Genomic DNA, 24335 nt, shown 5'->3' with positions numbered 1-24335 from the left:
GATGGCGCAGCTTGACACTATTACGCTTTCGGTCCTCCAGGCGGCCCTGCAGCAGGTCTGCGACGAAATGGACCTGACGTTTTCGCGCGCCGCGTTCTCGCCTGTTATCGCCGAGGCCAATGACCGTTCGGATGGCATCTATTCGGCGCTCGATGGTTCGCTGATCGCGCAAGGCAGCCAGGGCCTGCCGGTGTTCGTCGGCGTTATGCAGTATTCGACCAAAACGGTGATCGAGATGATCGCCGACGGCCGCTGCCTGCCGCCCGAGCCGGGCGATATCTACATCGTCAACGATCCTTATCTCGGCGGCACCCATCTGATGGATGTGCGCTTCGCCATGCCGGTCTACCGGGACGGGAAGATCTTCTGCTGGCTGTCGAACACCGGCCATTGGCCCGACATTGGCGGTTCGGTGCCGGGCGGCTTCTCCGCCTCGGCAACGGCGGTCGAGCAGGAAGGCTTGCGGTTGCCGCCGGTGAAACTGTTCAAGAAGGGCGTGCTCGACCCGGAGATCTACGCCATCATCTCTTCCAACATCCGTGTCGCCGACCAGCGCATTGGCGATATTCGCGCGCAGGCGGCGGCACTGCTGATCGGCCAGGACAGGCTCAACGGAATCCTGGATCGTTACGGAGATGAAACGGTTGTCGAAGCGATCGCCGAATTGCGGCGCCGCGCTGCTGAACAGATGCGCGTCAACATATCGGCCATTCCCGACGGAATCTATCGTTCGCAGGCCTTCGTCGATTCAGACGGCGTGGTAAACGAGCCGCTGATCATCGCGCTGGCAGTCGAGAAAAAAGGCGACACGCTCAGCTTCGACTTCTCGGGCTCATCAAAACCCTGCGCCGGGCCGATGAACAGCGTTCTGGCGACGACCTTGTCCTCGGTCTATCTCGCCATGCGCCATATTTTCCCGGATGTGCCGATCAGCGCCGGCGCTTTCGAACCGCTAATCGTCAAGCGGCCGGAAGGCACCTTCCTCGACGCCAAATATCCGCGCCCTGTATCGGGCTGCGCAGCCGAGGTTTCGCAGCGCATCGCCGAGGCGGTGTTCGCGGCGATGGTGCAGGCTCTGCCGGACAGGGTGACGGCGGCTCCGGCCGGCTCCAGCGGCAATTTCGCACTCGGCGGCAACGACCCGGCGCGCGGCCGCGACTACGTCATGTACCAGATTTCCGGCGGCGGCTATGGCGGCAACGCCGATCACGACGGACTGACCAATGGCTGCTCGACCATAGGCATCTCCAAGTCGCCGCCGGTCGAAATCATGGAGCAGGCCTTTCCGGTGCTCTACCGCCACTATGCGCTGCGCGAAGGCTCCGGTGGCGCCGGCAAGCATCGCGGCGGTTTTGGGCTTGCCTATGAGGTGGAAATCCTGCGCGGCGATGCACGTGCCTCTTTCGTCATGGACCACGGCCGCTTCGGCCCGCAAGGCGCGCTCGGCGGCAAGGGCGGCGCGGTCAACACGGTGACCGTGTTCCACGACGGCAAGGAACATGTGCCGCCGCACCTGTCCAAGGAGCAGGACATCGCGTTGAAAGCCGGCGACCGCGTGCGCGTCGGCACGCCGGGCGGCGGCGGCTATGGTGATCCCTTGCAGCGGGACGCCGATCTGGTGGCGAGGGATGTCGCGCTGGGCTATTACACGCCCGCAGAAGCCGCCGAAAAGTTCGGGGTCGCTCTCTCGGCGGATGGATTGGGGATCGACCGGGCGGCCACGGAAAAGAGGCGCGCCGGATGACGGCGCGGCCTCGGATTCCCTCATTTGCGGCCAACGATCAGTTGCGGTGATCCAGCCTCGCGACCAGCCGGTCGCCGGCCCACTGGATGCCGCAGACCAGGACGATCAGGACGATGACCACGGCGATCATGACTGACGTTTCGAAGCGCTGGTAACCGTAGCGGATGGCGAGGTCGCCGAGCCCGCCAGCGCCGATGGCGCCGGCCATCGCCGAGGCGCCGATCAGTGTCACCAGCGTCACCGTGAAGCCGGCGACGATGCCGGGCAGCGCTTCCGGCACCAGCACCTCGCGAATGATCGTCCAGCGGTTGCCGCCCATGGCGCGCGCCGGTTCGATCAGCCCGTGGTCGACCTTACGCAGCGACACTTCGGCGATCCGGGCATAGTAGGGCGTCGCCGCGATCGACAGCGGAACGATCGCTGCCCAGGTGCCGATCGAGGTGCCGACGATCAGCCGCGTCACCGGGATCAGCGCAACCAGCAGGATGATGAAAGGCACAGAGCGGAAGCCGTTGACGACAGCGCCAAGCGCGCGGTTCACCCACAGGTTTTCGGCGATGCCGCCGCGGTCGGTGGCGATCAGCGCCAGGCCAAGCGGGAGCCCGAAAACCAGCGAGATGAGGCCGGAGGCGGCCGTCATCAGGATCGTTTCCCAGATCGAACGGACGAGAAGCTCAAACAGAACCGGCGACATGGCCAAGCACCTCCACCCGCGCTTGGCGGGCTTTCAAGAACGCGATCACCTCTGCTAGGTGAGCTTCATTGCTGCCGGCGACCGCAACGAACAGTGTCCCGACAGGCTGCTGCTGGACGTGATCGATGCCGCCATGCACGAGGCGGAACGAGCCGGGAACTGCCGAGGCAAGATCGGACAAAAGCGGGCTTCGCGCGGCCTCACCGGCCACGTCGATCCTGAGGATCGCCTCCACACCGGCGTTCTGCGTTAGCCGGCTTGCGATCTCCGCCGGCAATTGCGGCCGGATGCCGCCGAGCAGGCTCTGCGTGATCGCCGACTTGGGGTCCGCAAAAATCGACCAGACCGGGCCTTGCTCGACGATCCGCCCAGCGTCGATCACCGCGACACGATCGGCGATCGAACGGATCACCTCCATCTCGTGCGTGATCAGCAGGATGGTCAGGCCGAGCTGCCGGTTGATGTCTCTGAGCAAGGCAAGGATGGAGCGCGTCGTCTCCGGGTCCAACGCCGAGGTCGCTTCGTCCGACAGCAGCAGCACCGGGCGCGCCGCAAGCGCCCGGGCAATGCCGACGCGCTGCTTCTGCCCGCCCGACAGAGACGCCGGATAGGCTTTCGCCTTCTCCGACAGGCCGACAAGCTCGAGCAGCTCGGCGGCGCGCGCCAGGCGTTCGGCCCTGGGCCGGCCTTCGATCTTGAGCGGCAGCGCTACATTGTCTTCGACCGTCTTGGCGGACAGCAGGTTGAAATGCTGGAAGATCATGCCGATGCGCCGGCGCAGCGGCTGCAATTCGCGCTCGCCGAGCCGGCTGATGTCGCGGCCTTCGATGAAGACCTGTCCTGAATCCGGCCGCTCCAGGCCGTTCAGGCAGCGTATCAGCGTCGACTTACCGGCGCCGCTACGGCCAATGATGCCGAGGATCTCGCCCTGGCGCACGCTGAGCGACACGCCGTCCAGCGCCGCTGTCGCGCCGAAACGGCGCTTCAGCTCGATGAGGCGCACGACGTCGTTCGGTCCCGCGGAGCGGCCGCCGACGGGATGCGTGACTTCGGTGACCGAGGCGAAATGCTGGTTCATAAAAGTTCCTGTATTGGTGTCCCGCAAACGCGATCGCGGTCCGCGTTGAAGCGCGGACCGCTTTATCATGCCGGGCTTCAGCGCCCAGTCGAGCTCGGCATCAATAGGCGCTGATGCCGGTTCCCTTGTAGACCCGGTCGAATTCGGCCTTCACCTTTTCGTTCTGATAGGAGGCGACCAATGTCTTTACCCAGGGCTGGTTTTCATTGCCGGCCTTGACCGCGATGAAATTGCGATAGGGATTGTCGGCCACCGCCTCCTGGGCGATGCGGTTCTCCGGTGTGAGGCCGCTTTTAAGCGCCCAATCCGTGTTGACTACGGCCCCGTCGAGGTCTTCCACCGAGCGCCCGACGATGCCTGCGTCCAGCTCCTTGATGACCAAGTGCTTCGGGTTTTCGGCGATGTCGGCGGTCGTCGCCAGAATGCCGGTGCCCTCCCTGAGCTTGATCAGATGTTCGCTCTGCAGGACGCGCAGTGCGCGGCCCTCATTGGACGGGTCGTTCGGCACGCCAATGACCGCGCCTTCGGGCAGGTCGGCAATATTCGCGTACTTCTTGGAATAAAGGCCGATCGGCCAGACCCCGGTATAGCCGACCGGGACGATGTGATAGCCCTGCGTCTTGATCTGGTTGTCGAGATAGGGCTTGTGCTGGAAGGCGTTGGCGTCGATTTCGCCACGCTCGAGCGCTTCATTCGGCTGGGTATAGTCGTTGAACACCACGGTCTCGATCGTCAGGCCCCTCTCCGCCGCCTGGGCGGTGACGACGCGCCAGACGTCCTCGTCCTCGCCGCTCATGATGCCGACCTTGACCGCCGTCTTGTCCTCGGCGAACGACGGCGCAGCAAGGCTGACAATCGCAACCGCTGATGCAAGAAGTACAGCGAAGCCGGCGCGCCGGCTTATAGTTGCCGAGAAGAATTGAAGCAAAGTGTTGGTGTTCCCAGGCATGGTCAATCTCATCGGTTTGCAATCGTTGCGGCCAGGCGGAATGCGAAGCCTTGCGGGCATCATCGGAAATGCTGATCGCCAGATCAAAGAACAGTATTTCACACCAGATGAGGAGCCGGGAATATTCTCTCAAAGTTTCTGGCCTGGCGAGCACAGGACCCTGCCGCCTGGCGTGGGACTCGCTATGTGGCCCGCCGTGCGTCGGAACGGCGGGCCTTTCTGCGTCGGAATGCCCAACAAGGGCAGCAGTCTGGGATGTCGACAATGCTGGACGCGCCGCATGTCCCTTCAAAGCGACGCGCTTGTTCACTCGATGACCTTCACGATCCTGCGCGTGCCAGGATCGACCAGGACGGTCCGATTGTCGACGACGACGTAGCGGTATTTGACGTCGGGAACCTCATGAAGCTCGACGGTGTCGGGCAGTGTCGAGCCGACATTGAGCTCCACGCCGGGAAGCTGGACGGACGCCAGAGGCTGCTTTTTCACATACTCGCGTACGATCGTCTCCTGCTGCGGTTCGATGACCACGTCCTGGGCCGCAGCGGCGCCAACACCCGCAAGCAGCAAGAACCCAGCCGCAGCCGCGGAAAGATGCATTCTCATGATCGTCTCCTTTCGTCGTGAGCCACCTCTGCGCTGCGCCGCGTCATGCCGTTCGCAGCGGGGTCGCTAGGTCGGTAACGTCACCGGGCAAAGCTTGTTCCGCCGCTCGGATCGCTTGCCGTTTCGCTCGGTTAATTTGGAACAAAGTTTTTTAGCCGCAGTTTTACGCGGTGAAGGGACGCATTTTCCAAGGAGATCTCTCATGAAAGGCGTTCTGATTACCAGCATGCTAGCAATCAGCGTCAGCTGCGGAGCGGCACTTGCCCAGACGCAGCAGTCGACCGACGACCAGTCCGGCGCCAATTGCGCAGCCGGCACTGCCAACTGTCCAAATGGCGCAAAGATGGGCGAGCAGGCCCAGGGCAAGGCCGGCGCTACGACTGAACAACAGGCGCAGGGCAACAAAAAGCTGAAGACCGACGAGCAAGCCCAGGGCAAGGCTGGCGCTACGACTGACCAGCAGGCTCAGGGCAAGCCGAAAATGAAGACCGACGAGCAAGCTCAGGGCAAGGCTGGCGCCACGACTGACCAGCAGGCCACGGGCAACACCAAAATGAAAACCGACGAGCAGGCCCAGGGCAAAACCGGAACCACCACTACCGAGCAGGCCCAAGGCAACACGAAAATGAAGACCGAGGAGCAGGCTCAGAGCAAGACTGGGACCACGACCAACGAGCAGACTCAGGGCAACGCCTCTACGCAGACGCAGGACCAGAGTTCGACCGCTTCCATCAGCAATGTGACCGTTGAACAGAAGACAGAAATTACCCAGGTCATCAAGGAAACGAATGTCCAACCGGTTTCCAATGTCGATTTCGACATCTCTGTCGGCGTCGAGGTTCCGCGAAAGAAGGTCCGGCTGCATCGTCTGCCGGCGCGCATCGTCAAGATCGTTCCGGCTTACGAATCCTATGAATATTTCGTGCTGGCCGATGGCCGGATCGTCATCGTCGATCCGAATACCTACAAGATCGTGCTTATCCTGACCTAGTTGTAGCCGGACGGTTTGCAAGACCGTTTGATTGCACCGGTAAGCCCGCGGCGCGACTTGCGCGGCGGGCCTTACCGCATCCCGCTCCACAGCGTTGCAGCGTCTGCAAATCGCAGATCACGGTCCGTCCTCGGGGCGAGGAGCCAGCATGGTCTGATCGATGGTGTCGGGCAGGCATGGACTTGGAGCGCACCTTGTTCGGAATGACGCGGTGGCCATGGCATCAATATTCGGGACCAGCACCATTCTCGCGTAGTGCCGCGGCCACAGCGGTTCTCCAAACAAGATGAAGATGCCGCCAACCATCAGCGCCAGCAACAAGAGCGCCGTTGCGTTTGCAAATATCTCGCCGTAGCGCATGGTAACCTGTCCCGGCCGGAAATCGATTCAGCCTGTGACAGCGGCAATCGGAACGGCGCCGAAACCCAGCTCTACTGCCCTCGGCGCCTCGCGAATGCCGCCTCCCATTGGATCCTCCCGGGAATAGGCCAAGTGAATAACGGCACTCTCGGTACTTTGTTCCCGGGGCCGACGACAGCCGCTCCCTTCAAGCCCGGCGTCTCCGTTGGCGAAACCGCTGGCGGTCGTCGCCCTCATTGATGCGCGGCAGCGAGATCCTTCACGTGACGTTCGTGCATTTGCAGCACCGGCAGCGTCTTTTTGGCAAATTCCTTCATCGCCGGATCGTCGCCGGAATTCGCGTAAGCGGAAAACAGCGCCACCGCTTCCTTATGCGCCTGGGTCTGCATGTCGATATATTTCGATTGGAAGCTGTCCCCGCTGGCCTCCTTGAGTTGGTCGAGCAGCGCCTGGTGCTTGGTGTCCAGCGACGGGCCGGCCGGCGCGGTGGCCGAAGTCGTCTGACCCTTGCTGAGCGCCGCCTTGAAGTCCTCGCCGGCCTTGGTGTGGTCCGTGACCATTTGCGCCGCGAATGCCTTCACGTCGTCGGCAGTCGCCTGCGTCTGCGCAAGTCGGCTCGATTCGATTTCGAATGTATTGGCGATGGGCACGGTCTTGACGAACGTCGCGGTGTCAACCTTGCTCATGGTGTCGGTCGTTAGAGGCGTCAGCGTCGCCGATTGGGCAAAAGCAACCAAAGGCGCGCCGGCCATCATCGCTGCCGCAGTGATGGATAGAAGTGTTTTCATGGGAGCTCTCCGAGGCTGATGTCATCCCTCGATGGCTCAACGCGGAAGCTGCAGCGAGGTTGCCTGGTCGTGGCGCCAGAGCCGCCGCGACGCCAGACAATAGTTTGGAAACGCAAAACAAAGGACGCCGGCTGCGTCCCGCAAATTGCAACGCACGCGGCGAGATCGTACGCAATCGTACAAGCTCTTTCGCTTTGCCGCGGTCTTGCTATCGTTGGCCGGGAGAGATGGGTGGAGGCTTCCGTGGGGCAGATCAAGTCGCCGCTTGGTATGGATACCGACAAAGCCATTCATACCGTCATGGCCGACTACCATTCCGGCGATATTCTCTCGACCACCGTCGTCATAGCCGATTTGCGCAGACGCTTTCCCTGGTTCCGGCAAACCGACGAGGAGCTGGTTGGCTTCATCGTTCGCGCGTTGGACGGTCGGGAGATCGCGGTCAGTTTTGACCACCGCGGCCGTTAGGCGCTAATTTGCGGCAAAAACCAACAGGCCGCGGAGCCTATGCTCCGCGGCCTGGTGCTGTGATCACCGGGCGCTTACTTGCCGCAGTGGTTGTCGTTCAGCGTCGGGGCCATCGTGCCAGGAGCCTTGCCGGTCGCATCGGGCAGAGCCCCCTGCGGGCCTGGCGGGCAATTCCGGTCGGCATTCGAATTCGTCGTTGAGAAATCGCGAATGCTGTTGGTGATGGTCGAATCCGTGCCGCTGTCAGGGCCGCCATTATCCGGGACCACGATCGTCCGCCCGCTGCCGTCGGTAGCGTCTCCGGAGGGATCGCCGACGTTCTGGGCCATCGCTGACGTGGCCAGACCGATCGTAAGCGCGGAAGCTGCGAGAATTTTCGTGAACATGATGCTTCTCCTTTTTACGAGGGTCGTCGCGTTGCGACTAAGAAAACAACCGTTCGGGCGGGCGAAGGTTCCGACAAATTCCCCATGAATTTCAGCATGTTCTCAGGTGTTCAAGGCGGCCGCCATGCCATTCTCTGCAGGCATGCATCTGTGGACTTTTCTGACGGCACGGCCCGGCATTTTGCTTGCCGCATGAGTGTACGCCTTACCGTCCCGCCGGAACAGGAATGCTCCTTGCGAGTTCATACCTTTGTACAATGCGACGCGCTGATGCGAATGGCGGCAGCGCAAACAAGGAGAGCAGACATCATGGGCCTTGGAACCATTCTCATCATCATCTTGGTCCTTGCCTTGCTTGGCGGCTTCAGCGGCTTGGGCGGCGGACCGTTCTATGGCACCGGCTATTACGGTGGTGGCGGCCTCGGCCTGGTGCTGCTTATCGTCATTATCCTGGTCCTGCTTGGGCGCATTTGAGGCATGTCGCGCAAAAGCATGCCCCCGGGCTTGACCCGAGGGTGTGCAGCGGTTTTGTGATAACGACATGCATAAAACAGGAACCTAAAGTGCATCGCATGAGGCCGGTCAAGCGCGACACGCGTTAGTGTCACGCTCGCGACAAAAACGCCTGCCGCCTGGTAATAAGCGCCGGGCGTTTTGTCGTGAAAAGACAAGATTCCAAGTATCCTTGGCAAACCGGGGCCCTGGCCAGAAAGGGCGACTCGGTGCCGAACCTTTCGGCGCCGAGGACGCCACCATAGCAGCAGCTTAGTGTTGGCGATCGGCGGCCAGCGCTTCTTTCAGATCGGCGCTGAGCACACCCTCGTTGAACAGCGACATGATACGGGCTGCCAACCGCTCGCGGACAGGACTGTCGTCCGCAACACCCAACTCGCGGCAGCAGTCGTCGAGCGCTTTTCTCAGCACGCTCAGTTCGGCTGGAGTTGCTGCACCTTGCATCGACATGCCATCCTCCCTTGAAAAGGGCGAAAGCGCGAAGCGTCTTTCTAGCGTCCACTCGCCATGCCTGTGTGGACGACTCCAATTCAATTAGCGCCGCTCTCGTCCAAACTCAATGTACAGAAATTACCAAGCAGACAGTTTGGGAACGACTGTCTCGCACCTGCATTGTTGCTGCGATCCAACCCACCCTCATTTGGATCACTGGGCGTAGCCCACGACGCCCGAATGGAGCCCGTTGCATCCCTCGCGACGGGCTCTTTTGCGCCCGGCGATCTCAATTGTCGTTTTCGTACCAAACCGTCTTTGGTACGTTTCCGACTCTAACTTTCAGTCGGATGTTTTCGTAGGCAAGCGGCAGGAGAACTGCCGTGCATCGATTCATTTTTTTATTTAGTAGGCTCCATACCTTTCAGTGCTTATATAAGCGCTATCGTTCGCAGGTTATACCGGGCGCGGACGGCTGGGAGATAAAAAAGCTCTTGCCCTGTTTTGGGCCCAGCTATGTCTGATCCAGCAACTTCCAATAAGAATCCATATTCCAATAGAAATCCATACAAAAACAAGCTGTTGCGCCGAATGAGCGCCGGCGATTTCGCATCTCTCGAGCCGCACATCGAGCGCTGTTCGCTGGAGTTACGGCAATCGCTCGAAGTGTCCGGATCGCCGATCGAGGCCATCTATTTCCTCGAGGAGGGTATCGGTTCCGTGGTTGCGAAAATGCCGAACGGCAGCGATGCGGAAGTTGGCCTTGTCGGCTTGGAAGGTATGACCGGCTCGGCCCTGATAATGGGCGACGACCGTACGGTCCATGATTGCTATGTGCAGCTGGCGGGAGAAGCCGCCAAGATCGACGCCGAGCCGTTCAAAGCGGCGCTGACACAAAGCCCGACGCTGCGGCTGTTCTTGCTGCGCTACGTGCAATATCTGCATGTACAGACTGGCTTTACCGCGCTGGTCAACGCGCGATCGAAACTTGAAGACCGGCTGGCGCGCTGGCTGCTCATGTGTGACGATCGGGTGGACGGCGGCCGGCTGACGATCACTCACGAATTCCTGTCGATCATGCTTGGCGTAAGGCGCCCGGGTGTCACGGTCGCGCTGCAGCTGCTTGAGGGGCGAGGGCTCATCCGGTCCCGCCGCGGCGAAATTATCATCCGCGACCGCGATGGTCTCGTCGCACTGGCAGATGGCGGCTACGGCTTGGCCGAGGCCGAATACACCCGCCTGTTCGAGCATATCGGCGAGCGCTGACGGCGCTTTCCTGGCCGATTGCTGCCGCAGGTCGAGCCCTTGCGACACCACACGCGGGTCGGAAAAATTTTCAAAGCTCCCGTCGCTTCAGGGAACTTGTTTCCCGTCGGAGGGTTATCGGACGCCTCCACTTTGCGAGGCGGCACCAACCATTCGGGAGAGGATCATGGCGACCACGAAAAAGGCCGCGAAGGCGGCAAGCAAGGGCCTTGAGGATCTGTTCCTCGACGGGCTCAAAGACCTCTACTACGCCGAGAAGAAGATACTGAAAGCGCTGCCCAAAATGGCCAAGGGCGCGGAGTCGGAAGAAGTGACCGCCGCTTTCGAGAAACACCGCATGGAAACCGAAGGACATGTCGACCGCCTCGAGGAGGTGTTCGAGAAATTCGGCAAGCCGGCCCGCGGCAAAACCTGTCCGGCGATTGACGGCATCATCGAAGAGGGCTCGGAAATGCTCGAGGAGTATAATGGTGCTCCCGCGCTCGACGCCGGGCTTGTCGGTGCGGCGCAAGCTGTCGAACATTACGAGATCGCTCGCTACGGCACTTTGATCGCGTGGGCGGAAGAACTTGGCAAGAGCGACGTTGTCGAGCTGCTCAGGGCAACTCTCAAGGAAGAGGTCGCGACCGACGAAGCGCTTTCCAAGCTCGGCGAAAGCGGTGTCAACGAACGCGCAATGCAAGAAGCCGCTTGATTTCAAAACCGCAACCGAGCCTCGGAAATGTTGCCAAGGCTCGGTTGGCCGCGGCGAACCGGTGAATTTTGCATTGGTCCGTCATGAACGATAGAGCGGGCAGCTAGAGCCTTGAAGCGGTGCCTCGGAGCGGACTTACTCGATCTGCTCGAACGTGCATTGCCGGGGCTCCTTGTCCGGCCGCCAGCGCAACAGCTTTGTCCCGTGCCGGAACCGGTCCCCTGTCACATGGTCGAACCGAACCTCGACCACCAGTTCAGGCTTTATCGGTTCCCATTGTCCGCTCCGCTCCGTGCTCCAGCGGCTTGGTCCGCCCGGCGCCTTGCCGGTGAAACCCGGTTTGGCCCGCAGTTTTTCCAGCCGTCTGGTCAATGCTGCCCTGTCGTCCTTGCCGATGGTCGAGGTGAACCCGACATGGTCCAGCCTGCCTTCGTTATTGTAGAGGCCAAGCAGCAGGGATCCGACTTCGTTGCTGCCGGCGAGATAGCGAAAGCCGCCGACCACGCAATCCGCAGTGCGCAGTCGCTTGACCTTGACCATGGCGCGCTCGCCGGGCCGGTATGGCCCGGCTATCAGTTTTGTAACAACACCGTCGGTGGAGCCGTGGCCGGCGCCCTGCAGCCAGCGCTCGGCGGTGGCGGCGTCGTGCGTATATTTGGACAGGTGCAGTTCGGGCCGTGCCGCCGTCGCGACAAAGGCCTCAATCGCCTGCCTCCTGGTGGTGAGAGGCTCTTCGATGATGATCCTGCCGCCGGGTTCGGCCAGCATATCGAACAGGACCAGCCTGGCGGGCGTCTCAAGGCTCAACTTGCGGATCCTGCTTTCGGCGGGATGAAGGCGCATTTGCAGGGCCTCGAACGAGGACGATCCGTCGACCTCGATGACGATCTCGCCGTCGGCAACAAACCGTCGCGAGCGCACATCGCGCAGCACCCCGACGAGCTCGGGAAAATAGCGGCCGAGCGGCTTGCCCGATTTTGCACGCAGATCGACGGCATCGTCGCCCTTGAACACGAGGCAGCGAAACCCGTCCCATTTCGGCTCGTATTGCCAAAGCCCGTCGTCGCCAGGAATTGCATCGGCGGCTTTGGCTTCCATCGGACGAAGGTCGAGCGGCAACGGAAATGCGGTCATGGCTGGCCCGCGCCGCCGCTACGGCATTCGCTACCGCCGTCGGCCATTCCTCTGTGCCCCGCTTTGCTGCCTCGGCGCCTTGCGGCCGGCTTGGTCGGCTGAAGGCGACAGCGGATCGACCTCGCCAGACCCACCGATCTCCTTGGTGATGCGATAGGCCAGATAAGCGACGGCTCCAGCAAGCAGCAAGCGGACCATGACTGCAAATCCTTCGTTGGCGTGAACCCACCAACCCGCAGGCCGAAGGTTTTGTTCCGCCGCTGCCCATCGCCGGGTGAATCGTCGGCGGCGCAACCAAAATCCAGGCGCATCGTTTGTTGCTTATCGACAAAAAGAATTTGCGATGAAGACGCTCTTGCCCTTGTTCGCTTTGACCATGGCGCTATTCCTGGCCAGCAGCGCCTGGCCCGACGGGTGACCGCGATGCTCCTCGTTGTTCCGGTTTGGCAGGACATCGCGGCACGACTGCTTCTGACCGCACTCGCCGGCCTGTTGATAGGCCTCAACCGGGAGGCGCGCGGGCACGCGGCGGGGCTACGCACCACCGTGCTGGTAGGGTTGGCGGCTGCCATCGCAATGGTCCAGGCCAGCATTCTGCTGGGAACCGTTGGCAAGCACCCGGATTCGTTTGCATCGATGGACGTCTTGCGCTTTCCGCTGGGCGTGCTGACCGGGGTCGGCTTTATCGGCGGTGGCGCCATTCTTCGCCGTGGCAGTCTTGTCAGCGGCGTCACCACGGCGGCCACATTGTGGGTGATGACGGCGATCGGATTGGCTTTCGGTGGTGGCCAATACGGCTTGGGCGCGGCCGGCACGGCACTGACGCTGGCCACCTTGCTCGTCCTGAAATGGGTGGATCTTCGAATTTCGCGCGAACACCACGCCCAGTTGGCAGTGACCTGGAAGGCCGCAGCCCGACAGGAACTCGATACGATGATCGGGCCGCTTGGTTACCGGGCACGCCTCGTCGCGATAGAGAGGCGCCCGGATATCAAAGACCCTGTTTTCTCGTTCGAGATCAGTTGGAGGCGGCCGGACACTGGCGCACCGCCAATAGATCTGCTGGAATCGGTGGGCGAGCATTGCGAGATCCAGAAGTTTGATCTCCTCAGCGAACCTGCCCGGTAGCTGGCGGCTTGCAACGATCGCGGCCTGAATCAGGCCATAGCTTCTCCACACCCCTTTCGATACCTATCTGTCGAGGCAGGACTCAAGGAGCAAGCAAAAGACCGTGGCACAGCGATCGGGAAGTGCTGATCTCCCACTTCACGGCGGGCGCGTACCGAAATGGCTTGGCGACCGCATGACGCGGCTTGGCGCGGTCATGTGCGAGGCGATCATCCACCATTACGGCCGCGATGAATTGCTGCGCCGGCTGGCGCATCCGTTCTGGTTCCAGTCTTTTGGCGCCGTGATGGGGATGGACTGGCATTCCTCCGGCATCACCACCAGCGTCGTCGGAGCGTTGAAGCGCGGTCTGTCGCCGCTTTCCGGCGAACTCGGCATCCACGTTTGCGGCGGCCGCGGCGCGCATTCGCGCAAGACCCCGCATGAGCTCGCCCTGATCGGCGAGCGTGTCGGTCTCGACGGGCAAGGCCTCGCGACTGCCAGCCGGCTTGTCGCCAAGGTGGACAGCGCCGCGGTCCAGGACGGTTTCGATCTCTATCTGCACGGCTTTATCGTCACCGACGACGGCAAGTGGGTGGTGGTGCAGCAAGGCATGAACGGCGACAGCAAGGTGGCGCGCCGCTATCACTGGCTGTCCGAGGGCCTGAAGAGCTTTGTCGACCAGCCGCATGCTGCCATCGAGGGCGCCAATCAGGGCGAGATCGTCAACCTGACCGACCGCCGCGCCGAAGCGTCGCGCCAGGGACAACTGGACCTTCTGCACGACCTTGGACCGGATCGCATCGTGAGGGAACTTGCCGCTTTGGAGCGGGGTTCGGCGCCAGCGCCGGACCCGGCACAAAAGCTGCTGCCGCATCTGGTCATGCCGGCGCACCACGATGTGCGCGAAAGTGATGTCGTCATGCGCCGCCTGCACGGCAATATCGCCGCGGCGGCTGAGCGCGGTCCGACGGATTTCGCCGAGCTTCTCCTCGTGCCCAATGTCGGCGCGCGCACGGTGCGGGCGCTGGCGTTGGTCGCCGAAGTCGTGCATGGCGCGCCGTGCCGTTTTTCCGATCCAGGACGCTTCTCGCTGGCGCATGGCGGCAAGGACAGGCACCCGTTCCCTGTGCCGCTGAAAGTCTATGACGAGACGATCGGCGTGCTGAAGTCGGCTGTCCACAAGGCCAGGCTCGGCCGTGACGAAGAGATCGGCGCCTTGCGGCGGCTGGACGACCAGTCGCGGCAGGTCGAGCGCTATGTCACCGGCCCAAGCCTGAAGGAAATCGTCGCCGGGGAGTTCGAGCAATCGCATCTGCTCGGCGGCCGCAGCGCCTTCGGTTGGGAGGGTGTACCCGAAACGGCCGCAGTCAAATCAACGAAGTGATCGGCTCGGATCAAGGCTCCAGGTCGATCAGGGCGACGCCGAGTTCGGGATGATGCCTGCGGCGCAGATGGCCAGGCGTCTCCACCAATGTGACCTCGAGCGTCGGCCGCACGATTCCGTCCAGCAGATGACCACCCCTCGTGGTGCCGTCACTCAATCCAAGGACTGCGTGGACGTGCAGGCTGGGCCTGCCGTCGTCGCCGATGGCAACATCGCCGATCGCGCTCAGCACTTCACACTGTTCTCGAACGGGGATCTTCCGGTAGGTTCTTTCTCCAGGGTCGAACCAGCCGACGGTTGCCCTTTCGAAAGCGCCGAGCGCAGTCAGCGACGCGCCGCCGACGCCACGCTCGACCGCAAACGACGTCAGCTGCGCAAACGCCTCTTCGCCGGGATCAAGCACAACCACAAACGTTCTCTGCCCGGCGCTTTCGGCAACAAGTTGTGATTTCATGATTTCGCTCCAGCCGTCAGGAATTCAAACCCACCACACCAGCAATGCCAGAAAGACGAGACCCACCAGGCCGGCGATGAAAATGATCCGGCGCGCCCGCGTCCGCAGGATGATCTCGCCCTGCCGCGCCTGCTCCGCCGAAAAGACAGGACCATTCTTGTCCGGGTCGCTGCTCATCCATCGTCTCTTTCCGGGGCAATTATTCGGCATTGATTGGATCTGGCGCCCGATAGAACACAATTTCGTTTGGCGGATGAGGTTCCACGGCTGGGCGCCGTTTGCATCTATTCCTTTGGCGCGGTGGCGGGCGCGGTATAGCGGCGGCGCACTGCGTCCAGGATGTGGTTGCGGCTCTCCTGCGCCGAAAGTGTGCCGTCTTTCTCCGCCTCCGCGGTCTCGCGCGCCAGTTCCTTGTCCCTGATCTGGTGGCGAAACCATTCGGAATAGTCGCCGGCGCGCAGATGATGTTCCCAGGTCCTGTCGTCGATGCCCTCGGCGATCTGGGCGAAAATCATCAGATTATGGGCGCGGAGATTCATTGCATTGTCGGGACCGCGGAAATAGAAGCTGCCCTTCTCGTCGAGCTGGCCCTCGGCATATTTGCGGCTGTGGCGCTTGAGCGACTGCCTCGGCTCGATTGGCTCGACCATGGCGGGTTTCTTGTGCGCCTGCGGCCGCCAGAACAGCACGCGCTGGTCTTTTGGAGAGCTCAGATCCTTGTCCTTTGGCGGTTCGGTGCCGGTCTCGCGGCAGAACGTCTTGATGACCTTTTTCGCCTTGGGGCCGAGTGCGATGACGGCGGTGACCAGCCGCAATGCCTCGGTTGAGATCGCGTCCGGATGAACCGTGATCAGGATCGTGCCCGGCAATTCCATCGCCAGCACCATTGGAGTATCGTCGCGCCGCTTCGGCAGGAGGTGATGCGCCTCGTCGATGATCAGCCAGTGCGGTCGTGCCGTACGGAAACGAAGACTGCCGAGGCCCGGCAGCAGGTCGGCAAAGAAGTCCGGCCGCTCGTTGACGCGCAGCGCCAGGCCATTCACGACAAGATTGTTGTCAGGCTTCTCCAGGAGATCGAGCAATTGCGTTTTCGTCGGCGCGTTCGAGCCGTCGCCCAGCCGGACTGCGCCTTCGAGGCCATCGTAGTCGCCTTCCGGATCGAAGATGCAGAACTGGAACTTTCTCTCGACGAAGCGCTCCGTCAGTGCGGTCGCCAGGGTCGATTTGCCGATGCCGGAGCTCCCGGCGATCAGCACCGTATCGGTTGGCGACAGATACACCTCCTTGCCGTCCTCCGAGCCAAGCACAATGCCGTCGCGGCTCGGCACAAGCTCGCGATCGCGCTCCACCACCTTGGCGATCAGTTCCTCGACGCCCTTTCCGCGCGCGCCGCGTGTCACGAGATCCGCCGTTTCCTTGACTGCCGGCAGTGCGTTGTCGACGGCGACGCTGAAGCCGCAGGCGCGCAGGAAGGCGTGGTCGTTTTCGGCGTCGCCGACGCCGACGACGTTGTGCGGCGACAATCTGAGGTCCTGAAGCGCGGCTGTCAGGCCGGTCGCCTTGTTGATGCCGCTGGGCAGGATCATCACCGCGCCCTTGTTGAAGATGATTTCCAGCTCCAGCCCCAATTTCTTGATGACCTCGAGCGCGGTAGCCTGATGCGGTTCCCAGGTTGCTACGATCGAGCGTCCGACCGAAAGCGGTTTGACACCGCGTTTCCTGAGTTTGGCGATGAGCTCGGGGGCGGGCGGCGGAGATATCGTCCGCTCCTCCTCGCTGGCCGGCGTGTAGATCAGCGCCCCGTTTTCGGCGACGACCTTGTCGAAGATCGCGACTTCGGGAAAGACGCGTTTGAGGTCGGGCAGCTCGCGCCCGGTGACGAGAATGAGTTTGCGGCCGCTCTTCTTGAAGCGTTCAAGCGCCGCAAGCGTCTTCTCGGCAACGATCCCCTCATGCGCCAGCGTGCCGTCATAGTCAGTGGCCAGGGCAATGAAATACATGCCGTCAATAGCCGCCCACGATCGGCAATATCTCGCCGGTGATATAGCTCGAGCAGTGCGGCGAGGCGAGGAACACGTAGGCCGGCGCGATCTCCTCCGGCTGGGCCGGCCGTTTCATCGGCGTATCGGCGCCAAATTTCGAAACATCGCCGGCTTCCTTGTCCGAGGGGTTGAGCGGCGTCCAAATGGGGCCTGGCGCCACGGCGTTGACCCTTATGCCCTTGTCGACAAGGTTGCCCGAGAGCGCGCGGGTGAAGGCATGAATGCCGCCCTTGGTCATGGAGTAGTCGACCAGTTGCTTCGAGCCCTCGATGCCGGTCACTGAGCCGGTATTGATGATTGCCGAACCGGGCTTCATGTGCGGTACCGCCTCCTGCGCCATGTGGAAATAGCCGTAGAGGTTGGTCTTCAGCGTCGTGTCGAAATGCTCCTCGGTCAGCTCGCTGAAATCGCTGGAGTGGATCTGGAAAGCGGCGTTGTTGACCAGCACGTCGATGCGCCCAAACTCCTGCACGACCTCAGCCACCGCGTTGTGGCAGTGGTCGCGTTCGCTGACATCGGCCTTGATCAGGATGCAGCGCCGGCCTTCGGCTTCGACGGCCCTTTTGGTCTCTTCGGCGTCCCTGTCCTCCGAGAGATAGACGATCGCCACATCGGCGCCTTCACGCGCATAGAGCACGGCCACCGCACGGCCGATGCCTGAATCGCCGCCGGTAATGACGGCCACTTTGCCGTCGAGCTTTTTCGATCCGATATAAAATGGCGCATCATAAAGCGGCGCCGGCTCGATCGCCCATTCATGCCCCGGCTTCGGCTGGTGCTGCTCGGGGAAGGGCGGCTCGGGATATTTGCGGGCACCGGCCTGCATGGCGCCTTTTTGCTTGCCATTGGATTTGGACTTGTCCTTCTCGTCGATACGGCGCTGGATATGCCGCTGCTTGGCGGCCTCGCCGGCGATTTCCGATTTCATCTGCATGGTCATCTCCCTGGCTTGAAACCCAACAACGCATGTCCGGCGAAAAGGTTTATGCCATGGCGTCATTCCTTCAGTCCGGAGCGGATCGTGCGAAGTCTGAGCCACGGCAACCCGCTGCAGTATGAACCCGTTGAAAATGCCCAGGAGATTGCGGCGTCCTCAGCGGCGCATTTGTTCGGCCCGCCCTGAATCACAGATTGTTCTGCAGTGTCGCCCGACGGCTGGCTCCAGCCGTCCTATTCATGTCGCTGCCCTTGCCATTGCGTTGCCTGGCCTCGTCCTCGGCTGCGTCTTCGAGCTTGGCGACGAGCAGATCCTTGAGGTCGCCAACCTCTTCCTCGATGTCTTCGATGGGTACCCCGGCGTTGGCCGCCTCTTGCTTACATTCCCTGGCGAGGAGTTCCGCCTCCTTTTCAAGCCTGATCGGAGGCGGCGGCACATGAACGTTTTCGTGGATCCAGTCCTGCAAGAATTCTATCGCATTAGCACTCATGGTGCTCACCTGTAGCGGCAAACTGTAGTGCCATTAACGTACGTGCTGCAAAATGGATGCTTGGCAACGCCGGATTTCAAACAGCGATACTTAACGATAGCGTGATCGCCAAAGAGCTAGATCTTTGCAGTCAAGCGAAATCATTTGGCGTCGCAGAATGCCGCTAACCAGACATTTGGGGCGGGGGTGTAATTTGCAGGCATCCCGCCCTAAGACGCGTTGCGCCGTCGCGCCGGTGTTGCGCGGTTCGGGTCGCCTGACGGCCGAACATCGTCACCTGCGGCAGATCGTGTCGGCCGCTCAGCGACACGGTCGGCGCGCATTTTGCGTTTGTGCGCCATCCAGAACGGCAAGAGTTCAGCAAGAAAACTGTATAGCGTGGTCTTCATCGGCATGCTCCGGACCGGATTACAACTCGTGATCCCGCATTTCCGTTCCGACAAAGAGTCGCGTTCCGACAAATCCGTCGCTTCTACAATTGCGATTCGATCGGCAGGCAGCCAACCAGCGCTGCAATGATGCGCCGATAGAGACTGGCCTCCGGTTCACGCGAATATTGCCGCATCTCGCCATCCGCCAAGCCGAGCCACCGCAAGGCGCCTTTGTCCAGGACTAGCTGGTAGCTCGTCTGCGGTGACTTTTCGTGCTCGAACAGCCGGCGCAACTCCCTCACCAGATTGGTATCGTGGAAAAGCACGCCCATTTCCGCATTCAACGACACCGAACGCGGATCGAAATTGAAGGAACCGACAAACCCCAGCGTGTCGTCGACCGTAAAGGCCTTGGTATGCAGGCTGGCTCCCTTTGAGCCGAAAACGGAGATGTTGGCCTGGCGGTCGAAGGGCTGCAATTCGAAAAGCTGGATACCTTTTTTTAGCAGCTTGCGGCGGTATTTGGCATAGGCGCCGTGCACGGCGGCGACGTCCGTCGCGGCGAGCGAGTTGGTCAGGATTGCAACCTCGGCGCCACGGTCCACCAGCTTCGACAGGATGGCCAACCCGGTGCGGCTGGGGATGAAATAGGGCGAGACAATTTCGAGGCGCTGCCTGGTCGCCGCGATAGCGGGAAGCAGCTCCTTTGTCAGCCAGTTTCTGCGCCTCTTGCCGCGCACCTTTTCCGGCGGATCGGAAATGACGCGAACGCCTTTCGTCCAGCAGACGTCGCTGTGCGCTACAATGAACTCTGTGATCGTGCGCCAGGCACTGAGGCTGTTCAAAAGCTGGCCGTCCGCGGTCGCATCGAGATTGTCGAGGAAATCGGCGCGCGAGCCCGCTGCAGCCGGGTTGAGCAGTTCGATCGGCTTTGCCGCCTCGCAACTCCAGAACGCCTCGAAGATCTGCATCGTCTGCCCTACGGCAGGACCGAGAAGCAACAGGTCGAGATCGCGAAAATTCGTCTCCGCAGCGTCGAAATAGGCATCGCCGATGTTTCTTCCTCCGACAATGGCCAGGCCCTCATCGGCGATCCAGGCCTTGTTGTGCATGCGGCGGGTCATCGCAAACAGCCGGGCGACCATCTCCAGCGAGCGAAAAATGCTGCCGTTCCTCATGCCGCTGGGGTTGAACAGCCTCAGCTCGATGTTCTTGTAGCTGTTGAGCGCCAGGTAAGCGGCGTCGCTGTTGCGCGGATTGATATCGTCCAGCAGCAGGCGGACGCGGACACCGCGCTCCGCCGCCTTGACGACCTCCTGCATCAGCAGCCGGCCGCTATGGTCGTCGTGCCAGAGATAGTACATCAGGTCGAGGCTGCTTGTGGCACTGCGCGCAGCAAGGATTCGCGCGGCAAACGCGTCATAATTGTCGGCGATCAGCAGCAATCCGCTATTGCCGGCCGCGATCTTGTCCCGGGCAAACCGCGAAATGGCTGTATCCATCAAGTGCACCGACAAACATCAGCGAAGCAAACGATCTGAAATCTGACTAACAACCCTTCAGGTTCATTCTGGTTGCAGTCGCGGCTGCCGTATCGCGTCCAGGTTCAGTCGGGCCTTGATCGGCAGATGATCGGAAGCGCGCTGCGCCAGCGGCGTCTTGTGCACCTCGATGCTGGAAATCAGGTGGGGCGGCCTGGCCAGGATGCGGTCGAGCGCAAACAGTGGAAAGCGCGACGGAAAGCTCGGCAGAACCGCATCGATCGGACCGAAATGCGGCAGCAAGGCCAGCAGCGAAGACCTGTTGCGGACGCGCCATTCGTTGAGGTCGCCAAGCAGGATTGTTGGCCGCAGAACCGGGTGCGTGGCTTCGACCAGCGCGTTGGCCTGCTGCGAGCGCGACCGCCGCAGCAGGCCAAAATGTGCGGCTATGATCCTGAGCGAGACGCCCTTCAGCTCCAGATCCGCGATGACCGCACCGCGCGGCTCAAGGCCGGGCAGCCGGATCTGATTCACGCTTTCGACCACGCCGCGGCGCGCCAGGATCAGATTTCCGTGCCAGCCATGGCTGCGGCGGTTTTCCGGGACATGTGTGGGGACGAGGTCGCTGTCCCGCTCGAGCGCTGCGAGATCGAGCAAACCCTGCCTGCTTCCGGTTCTTTCGTCGGCCTCCTGCAAAGCAATGATATCGGCGTCGAGTTCCTTGACCACTGCCGCGACCCGCTCCGGATCGAACCTGCCGTCGGTGCCGACACATTTATGCACATTGTAGGATGCAACTGTGGTGCACGAAATTTCATTGCCGGGCGCCGTAAACCGCGGCACTTCCCTTCGCAGCGCAGCGCCAAGCGACCTTGGAAGGGTAGGCGATCGATCCAGCATCTGATCCATTTGCTTTTGAGTCGGCGAGTGGCGGCCATTGCGATTATGGCGCGTGCGGAGGTCTGAAACAACGACGACCTTGTAAAACCGTTCCACCGCCGGCGTCGGCGCGCGGCCTGGAACCCTGACGGGCAACAACACGTTTCGGGAGGGCAGCGCAGTCTACGGAGAAGTCGAATGCAGCCCTTAGCCGCAAATTCCGCCCCCCGCTCAGGCCCGCTCAGGATTGTCCCGTTCGATGGAACCGTAACCGTTCGGTTCTCCGACGCCATTATTGCGTCGAGCGCGCGGGCAAAGCTGCTCTACGAAGACGGTCATGATCCTGTCTTCTACATACCCTTCGAGGACATCTATTTCGACCTTCTGGAGAAGACGAACACAACGAGCCACAGCCCGCTGAAGGGCACGGCAAGTTATTGGCGTGTTCATGCGGTCGGCTCGTCGGCAGAAGACTTCATGTCGGCCTACGAGACGCCCGACACCCCGGCACTGGCGATCGCCCGCCACGGCGCGTTCGATCCCGGCCGGGCGCGGATTGAGGCCGATCCCGCGGAGGACAAGCGGCATACGCCGCACGTCACGGAATAGACTCACATCGGCAACGGCGCCAGCTTTCCGTCAGAACTCTTCAAGGATGCGCAGGCTGTCTTCGTATTTCTCTGTCGAGGCACCGATCTGCCGTGCCTGCCATAGATTGTCGACAAGATCGGCGCGCTTGACCGGCAACGCCAGCGGATTGGCCGCAGCCCTGCGAACGAACACGGAATCGTCCTCGTTCGGCCGCCGCGTCAGTGCGTCGACGGCCGATACGATGGACGGCCCGAACCCGGCCGCCTCAAGCCGGTCGCGATTCCAACCGTCGCCTTTTTCGATGACGTCGTGAAGATAGGCGATGGCTTTCTGATCGAGCGTTTCGACGGCATCGACGACCCGGCGGCAATGTTCGATATAAGGCCGCCCTGTCTTGTCCGTCTGCCCGGCATGGGCCTGTTCGGCGATTTTCGCTGCGCGATAAAGCACGCTCATTGGGTCGATCCCGTAACGAACAGCACATGTCCTGGCGCACCAACGCGCCATTGTCAGTGCGAGTTCCTACGCGCCGCGGGACCCTGCTGCCTCGCTTGCGAGCTGAATGCCGCGGTGGCGGGCGGAATAGTCAGGAGACGCGTTCAAAACTGTCGAGGCTGGTTCCAAAGGCACGCCAGGCGGGGAGTTTCCTGGCTCGTGCCGGCGCCCCTTCCTTTTCCGCCGACAAAGCGGCATCCGCAACGGTGTGCCACAGCATCTCCAGCTTCCCGTTCCTGAGGATGCCGGTATAGCTCACCGCCGCGGCTCCGACCCGCCCTTCGGCCGCGCAGGTGAATCCGATGACATCTCCATGGCAGGCTCCGAACAGCGGCACCGTCGTGCCGAAGAAGGCGCTGTCCTCCAGCGCCGTCCTGAAGGTTCCGCTGATCCGTCCGCCCTCTTCGCTGGTCAGTTCGACGACCGACCCGTACTGGTTCCGCCAGGTGCCCAGCCAACTCATCGCTGCTCCTCCTGATTGCTGCCATAGGGATTGCGTTGGCACACGGCCTCCAAGCCGCGGCCGAGGTAGCGGCCTTCAATCAGCCGCAATGCCAGCCATCGACATCTGAACGAAGCGCAGCGGCGCTTCCAGCGTCCAGGTGATGCCGTGCCTCTCAAATTCCAGGCGGCCGGTGCCGCTGAGCGCCTGCGGGGTGACGCGTTTGAGCACGACCGTTCCGAAACCGCGTCGCGTGTTTTCATCGACCAATGGTCCGTCCAGTTCCCGCCAGACAAGGCGGAAGCCGTCGCTGCCATCGGCGGCTGGCGTCACGGTCCATTCGACCTCGACCCGCCCGTCAAGGCGCGACAGCGCTCCGTGCTTTACCGAATTGGTGGCCAGCTCGTGAAAGGCAATGCCGAGATATTGCACCGCATTCGGCTGCAGCATGATCATCGGCCCGCTCATCGATAGCCTGGCCTGTGTCGCGAAGGCCTTGGTCTGGGCATGGATTAGTTCGCCGATGGTCGCGCCACGCCATTCGGCATCGACCAGCAGATCGTGTGATTCCGAAAGTGCCATGATGCGTTCCCGGACTTGGGAAAGGAAAGCCTCTGGCGTACCCGCCAGCTTGCTGGTCTCGCGGATCATCGAGACGATCACCGAATACTGGTTTTTAACGCGATGGTTGACTTCGCGCATGAGTGTGCGGATACGCCGTTCGCTGTCCTTATGCGGGCTGATGTCGCGCGCGATCTTGGAAGCGCCGACGATACGCCCAATGCCGTCGCGTATCGGCGAGATGGTGAGCGAAACCGGAACCAGGGTGCCGTCCTTGCGCTGCCGGATAGTCTCATATGAAGGAATCCGTTCGCCGGCGCGAATGCGGCTGATGATCATGGCTTCCTCATCCAGGTGGTCGGGCGGGATGAGCATCGTCACCGGGCGACCGATCGCCTCCGCGGGCGTGTAGCCGAACAGGCGTTGTGCCGCATCGTTCCAGCTGGTGATAATGCCGTTCAGGTCTTTCGACACGATCGCGTCCATCGAAGATTCGACGATGGCAGCGAGCCTTATGCTGGCGTCGTCAGCCAGCGCCTGGGTGCGCAGGTCGAGCAAGGTGTTGATGGCGCCGACGACCTCGCCGTTCGCATCGCGAAGCAGGACCGGATGCGCGCTGAACGGCATGAACTGGCCGTCCGGCCGCTCGGCGATCGCCCGGCCCCCAGGAACGTCCCGCTCCTCCAGCAAGGCAACGGCCATCGGACATTCGTCGTGCGCCATCGGCCGTCCGTCGAGGTGGCGAAGCTTCCATGATCCGCACCAGCGGTCCTGGCCGATAACCGGACGATATCCCCAGAGATCGGCAGCGGCTTCATTGAAGAACGAGATGTAGCCTTGTCTGTCGGTGGTGTAGACAGCCACAGGCAACGCCTGCATCAGATCGGCGGAGGAAACTTGCGGGATTCCGCCAGTCTTTAGTTCAACGACGTCCACCAGTCCCCCGCTCCGCTTGGCTTGCCGACGGATTGCTACGTCATCTAAATGCGCGCGAG

29 protein-coding genes are annotated in these 24335 nt (G+C 61.8%); 9 read left to right on the top strand and 20 right to left on the bottom strand.

The features are described 5' to 3' along the window. Position 1: 1 nt before the first annotated feature. A complete protein-coding gene (locus NKH80_RS23865; protein WP_352820328.1) occupies positions 2-1744 on the top strand; it encodes a hydantoinase B/oxoprolinase family protein in 1743 nt (580 codons plus the stop codon). 37 nt (positions 1745-1781) lie between these two features. Here NKH80_RS23865 and NKH80_RS23860 read toward each other — a convergent pair whose 3' ends face one another. From NKH80_RS23860 to NKH80_RS23845, 4 genes are all read right to left on the bottom strand, one after another. Continuing rightward, positions 1782-2438 carry a methionine ABC transporter permease gene (locus NKH80_RS23860; protein WP_352993893.1) on the bottom strand — a complete coding sequence of 219 codons (657 nt, stop codon included), beginning with the start codon at positions 2436-2438 and terminating at the stop codon, positions 1782-1784. Continuing rightward, entirely contained in the window at positions 2419-3516 is a 1098-nt protein-coding gene (locus tag NKH80_RS23855; RefSeq protein ID WP_352820324.1) for a methionine ABC transporter ATP-binding protein, read from the bottom strand. Before NKH80_RS23855 ends, NKH80_RS23860 begins: the two co-directional genes overlap by 20 nt. A 100-nt stretch (positions 3517-3616) precedes the next feature. Then, positions 3617-4465, bottom strand: a complete 849-nt coding sequence (locus NKH80_RS23850) for a MetQ/NlpA family lipoprotein (RefSeq protein ID WP_352736901.1) — start codon at positions 4463-4465, stop codon at positions 3617-3619. Between the two features lie 306 nt (positions 4466-4771). Further along, on the bottom strand, positions 4772-5071 hold the full coding sequence (locus NKH80_RS23845; RefSeq protein ID WP_352473090.1) for a DUF1236 domain-containing protein: 300 nt from the start codon (positions 5069-5071) through the stop codon (positions 4772-4774). Positions 5072-5273: 202 nt separating this feature from the next. On the opposite strand from NKH80_RS23845, the gene NKH80_RS23840 reads away from it, so the two are divergent. Continuing rightward, positions 5274-6062, top strand: a complete 789-nt coding sequence (locus NKH80_RS23840) for a DUF1236 domain-containing protein (RefSeq protein ID WP_352820322.1) — start codon at positions 5274-5276, stop codon at positions 6060-6062. Positions 6063-6179: 117 nt separating this feature from the next. Here NKH80_RS23840 and NKH80_RS23835 read toward each other — a convergent pair whose 3' ends face one another. Together NKH80_RS23835 and NKH80_RS23830 are read right to left on the bottom strand one after the other, a co-directional pair. Then, positions 6180-6422, bottom strand: coding sequence for a polymerase (locus NKH80_RS23835; RefSeq protein WP_254815753.1), 243 nt, complete (start codon positions 6420-6422; stop codon positions 6180-6182). Between the two features lie 233 nt (positions 6423-6655). Continuing rightward, the gene (locus NKH80_RS23830; protein ID WP_352820321.1) at positions 6656-7210 is read right to left on the bottom strand and encodes a DUF4142 domain-containing protein; all 555 of its coding nucleotides are present in this window, start codon (positions 7208-7210) and stop codon (positions 6656-6658) included. Between the two features lie 243 nt (positions 7211-7453). Here NKH80_RS23830 and NKH80_RS23825 point away from each other — a divergent pair, with 243 nt between their 5' ends. Then, positions 7454-7678: a hypothetical protein gene (locus NKH80_RS23825; protein WP_352701085.1), complete on the top strand. Its 225-nt coding sequence runs from the start codon at positions 7454-7456 to the stop codon at positions 7676-7678. Positions 7679-7752: 74 nt separating this feature from the next. Here NKH80_RS23825 and NKH80_RS23820 read toward each other — a convergent pair whose 3' ends face one another. Then, positions 7753-8064 (bottom strand): hypothetical protein, encoded by a 312-nt coding sequence (locus NKH80_RS23820; RefSeq protein WP_352507056.1) that lies wholly within the window; start codon positions 8062-8064, stop codon positions 7753-7755. 309 nt (positions 8065-8373) lie between these two features. Here NKH80_RS23820 and NKH80_RS23815 point away from each other — a divergent pair, with 309 nt between their 5' ends. Next, complete coding sequence (locus tag NKH80_RS23815) at positions 8374-8538, top strand: DUF3309 family protein (RefSeq protein ID WP_023677107.1); 165 nt, start codon at positions 8374-8376, stop codon at positions 8536-8538. Positions 8539-8829: 291 nt separating this feature from the next. Here NKH80_RS23815 and NKH80_RS23810 read toward each other — a convergent pair whose 3' ends face one another. Next, a complete protein-coding gene (locus NKH80_RS23810; protein ID WP_254815757.1) occupies positions 8830-9027 on the bottom strand; it encodes a hypothetical protein in 198 nt (65 codons plus the stop codon). A 498-nt stretch (positions 9028-9525) separates the two neighbouring features. Between NKH80_RS23810 and NKH80_RS23805 the strand changes: the two genes are divergently transcribed. Further along, positions 9526-10275 (top strand): Crp/Fnr family transcriptional regulator, encoded by a 750-nt coding sequence (locus tag NKH80_RS23805; protein WP_502896173.1) that lies wholly within the window; start codon positions 9526-9528, stop codon positions 10273-10275. A gap of 166 nt (positions 10276-10441) precedes the next feature. Beyond that, a complete protein-coding gene (locus NKH80_RS23800) occupies positions 10442-10969 on the top strand; it encodes a YciE/YciF ferroxidase family protein (RefSeq protein ID WP_254815759.1) in 528 nt (175 codons plus the stop codon). A 135-nt stretch (positions 10970-11104) separates the two neighbouring features. On the opposite strand, the gene NKH80_RS23795 is transcribed toward NKH80_RS23800, so the two are convergent. Further along, entirely contained in the window at positions 11105-12103 is a 999-nt protein-coding gene (locus NKH80_RS23795) for an ATP-dependent DNA ligase (RefSeq protein ID WP_352507054.1), read from the bottom strand. Positions 12104-12133: 30 nt separating this feature from the next. Further along, positions 12134-12301, bottom strand: coding sequence for a hypothetical protein (locus NKH80_RS23790; RefSeq protein ID WP_352507053.1), 168 nt, complete (start codon positions 12299-12301; stop codon positions 12134-12136). Positions 12302-12526: 225 nt separating this feature from the next. Between NKH80_RS23790 and NKH80_RS23785 the strand changes: the two genes are divergently transcribed. Then, positions 12527-13231 carry an MgtC/SapB family protein gene (locus NKH80_RS23785; RefSeq protein WP_352476927.1) on the top strand — a complete coding sequence of 235 codons (705 nt, stop codon included), beginning with the start codon at positions 12527-12529 and terminating at the stop codon, positions 13229-13231. Positions 13232-13334: 103 nt separating this feature from the next. Continuing rightward, entirely contained in the window at positions 13335-14597 is a 1263-nt protein-coding gene (locus tag NKH80_RS23780; protein WP_352507052.1) for a DUF763 domain-containing protein, read from the top strand. A 10-nt stretch (positions 14598-14607) separates the two neighbouring features. Here the strand turns inward: NKH80_RS23780 and NKH80_RS23775 are convergent, their stop codons facing one another. The 7 genes from NKH80_RS23775 to NKH80_RS23745 form a co-directional block, all read right to left on the bottom strand. After that, positions 14608-15051: a PPC domain-containing DNA-binding protein gene (locus tag NKH80_RS23775; RefSeq protein ID WP_352507051.1), complete on the bottom strand. Its 444-nt coding sequence runs from the start codon at positions 15049-15051 to the stop codon at positions 14608-14610. Between the two features lie 24 nt (positions 15052-15075). Continuing rightward, a complete protein-coding gene (locus tag NKH80_RS23770) occupies positions 15076-15228 on the bottom strand; it encodes a peptide ABC transporter permease (RefSeq protein ID WP_254815765.1) in 153 nt (50 codons plus the stop codon). Positions 15229-15335: 107 nt separating this feature from the next. Continuing rightward, positions 15336-17051 carry an HAD family hydrolase gene (locus NKH80_RS23765; protein WP_352686262.1) on the bottom strand — a complete coding sequence of 572 codons (1716 nt, stop codon included), beginning with the start codon at positions 17049-17051 and terminating at the stop codon, positions 15336-15338. Between the two features lie 4 nt (positions 17052-17055). Further along, positions 17056-18027: an SDR family oxidoreductase gene (locus tag NKH80_RS23760; protein ID WP_352993887.1), complete on the bottom strand. Its 972-nt coding sequence runs from the start codon at positions 18025-18027 to the stop codon at positions 17056-17058. Between the two features lie 190 nt (positions 18028-18217). After that, entirely contained in the window at positions 18218-18520 is a 303-nt protein-coding gene (locus tag NKH80_RS23755; protein WP_352993884.1) for a hypothetical protein, read from the bottom strand. A gap of 472 nt (positions 18521-18992) precedes the next feature. After that, positions 18993-20393 carry a phospholipase D family protein gene (locus NKH80_RS23750; RefSeq protein WP_352993881.1) on the bottom strand — a complete coding sequence of 467 codons (1401 nt, stop codon included), beginning with the start codon at positions 20391-20393 and terminating at the stop codon, positions 18993-18995. 63 nt (positions 20394-20456) lie between these two features. Further along, positions 20457-21272, bottom strand: coding sequence for an endonuclease/exonuclease/phosphatase family protein (locus tag NKH80_RS23745; protein ID WP_302893445.1), 816 nt, complete (start codon positions 21270-21272; stop codon positions 20457-20459). 177 nt (positions 21273-21449) lie between these two features. Here NKH80_RS23745 and NKH80_RS23740 point away from each other — a divergent pair, with 177 nt between their 5' ends. After that, complete coding sequence (locus NKH80_RS23740) at positions 21450-21860, top strand: DUF427 domain-containing protein (protein WP_352993878.1); 411 nt, start codon at positions 21450-21452, stop codon at positions 21858-21860. Positions 21861-21890: 30 nt separating this feature from the next. Here NKH80_RS23740 and NKH80_RS23735 read toward each other — a convergent pair whose 3' ends face one another. From NKH80_RS23735 to NKH80_RS23725, 3 genes are all read right to left on the bottom strand, one after another. Further along, entirely contained in the window at positions 21891-22298 is a 408-nt protein-coding gene (locus tag NKH80_RS23735; protein ID WP_352507046.1) for an HD domain-containing protein, read from the bottom strand. A gap of 130 nt (positions 22299-22428) precedes the next feature. Next, positions 22429-22800, bottom strand: a complete 372-nt coding sequence (locus NKH80_RS23730) for an avidin/streptavidin family protein (RefSeq protein ID WP_254815773.1) — start codon at positions 22798-22800, stop codon at positions 22429-22431. A gap of 75 nt (positions 22801-22875) precedes the next feature. Next, the gene (locus NKH80_RS23725) at positions 22876-24276 is read right to left on the bottom strand and encodes a PAS domain-containing HWE histidine kinase family protein (RefSeq protein ID WP_352993875.1); all 1401 of its coding nucleotides are present in this window, start codon (positions 24274-24276) and stop codon (positions 22876-22878) included. Between the last annotated feature and the right edge of the window lie 59 nt (positions 24277-24335).

It is taken from the genome of Mesorhizobium sp. M0904 (assembly GCF_040319475.1).
Lineage (GTDB): Bacteria > Pseudomonadota > Alphaproteobacteria > Rhizobiales > Rhizobiaceae > Mesorhizobium.
Note: the sequence above shows the minus strand (reverse complement) of the source record. Positions and strands in the feature narration are given on the sequence as shown.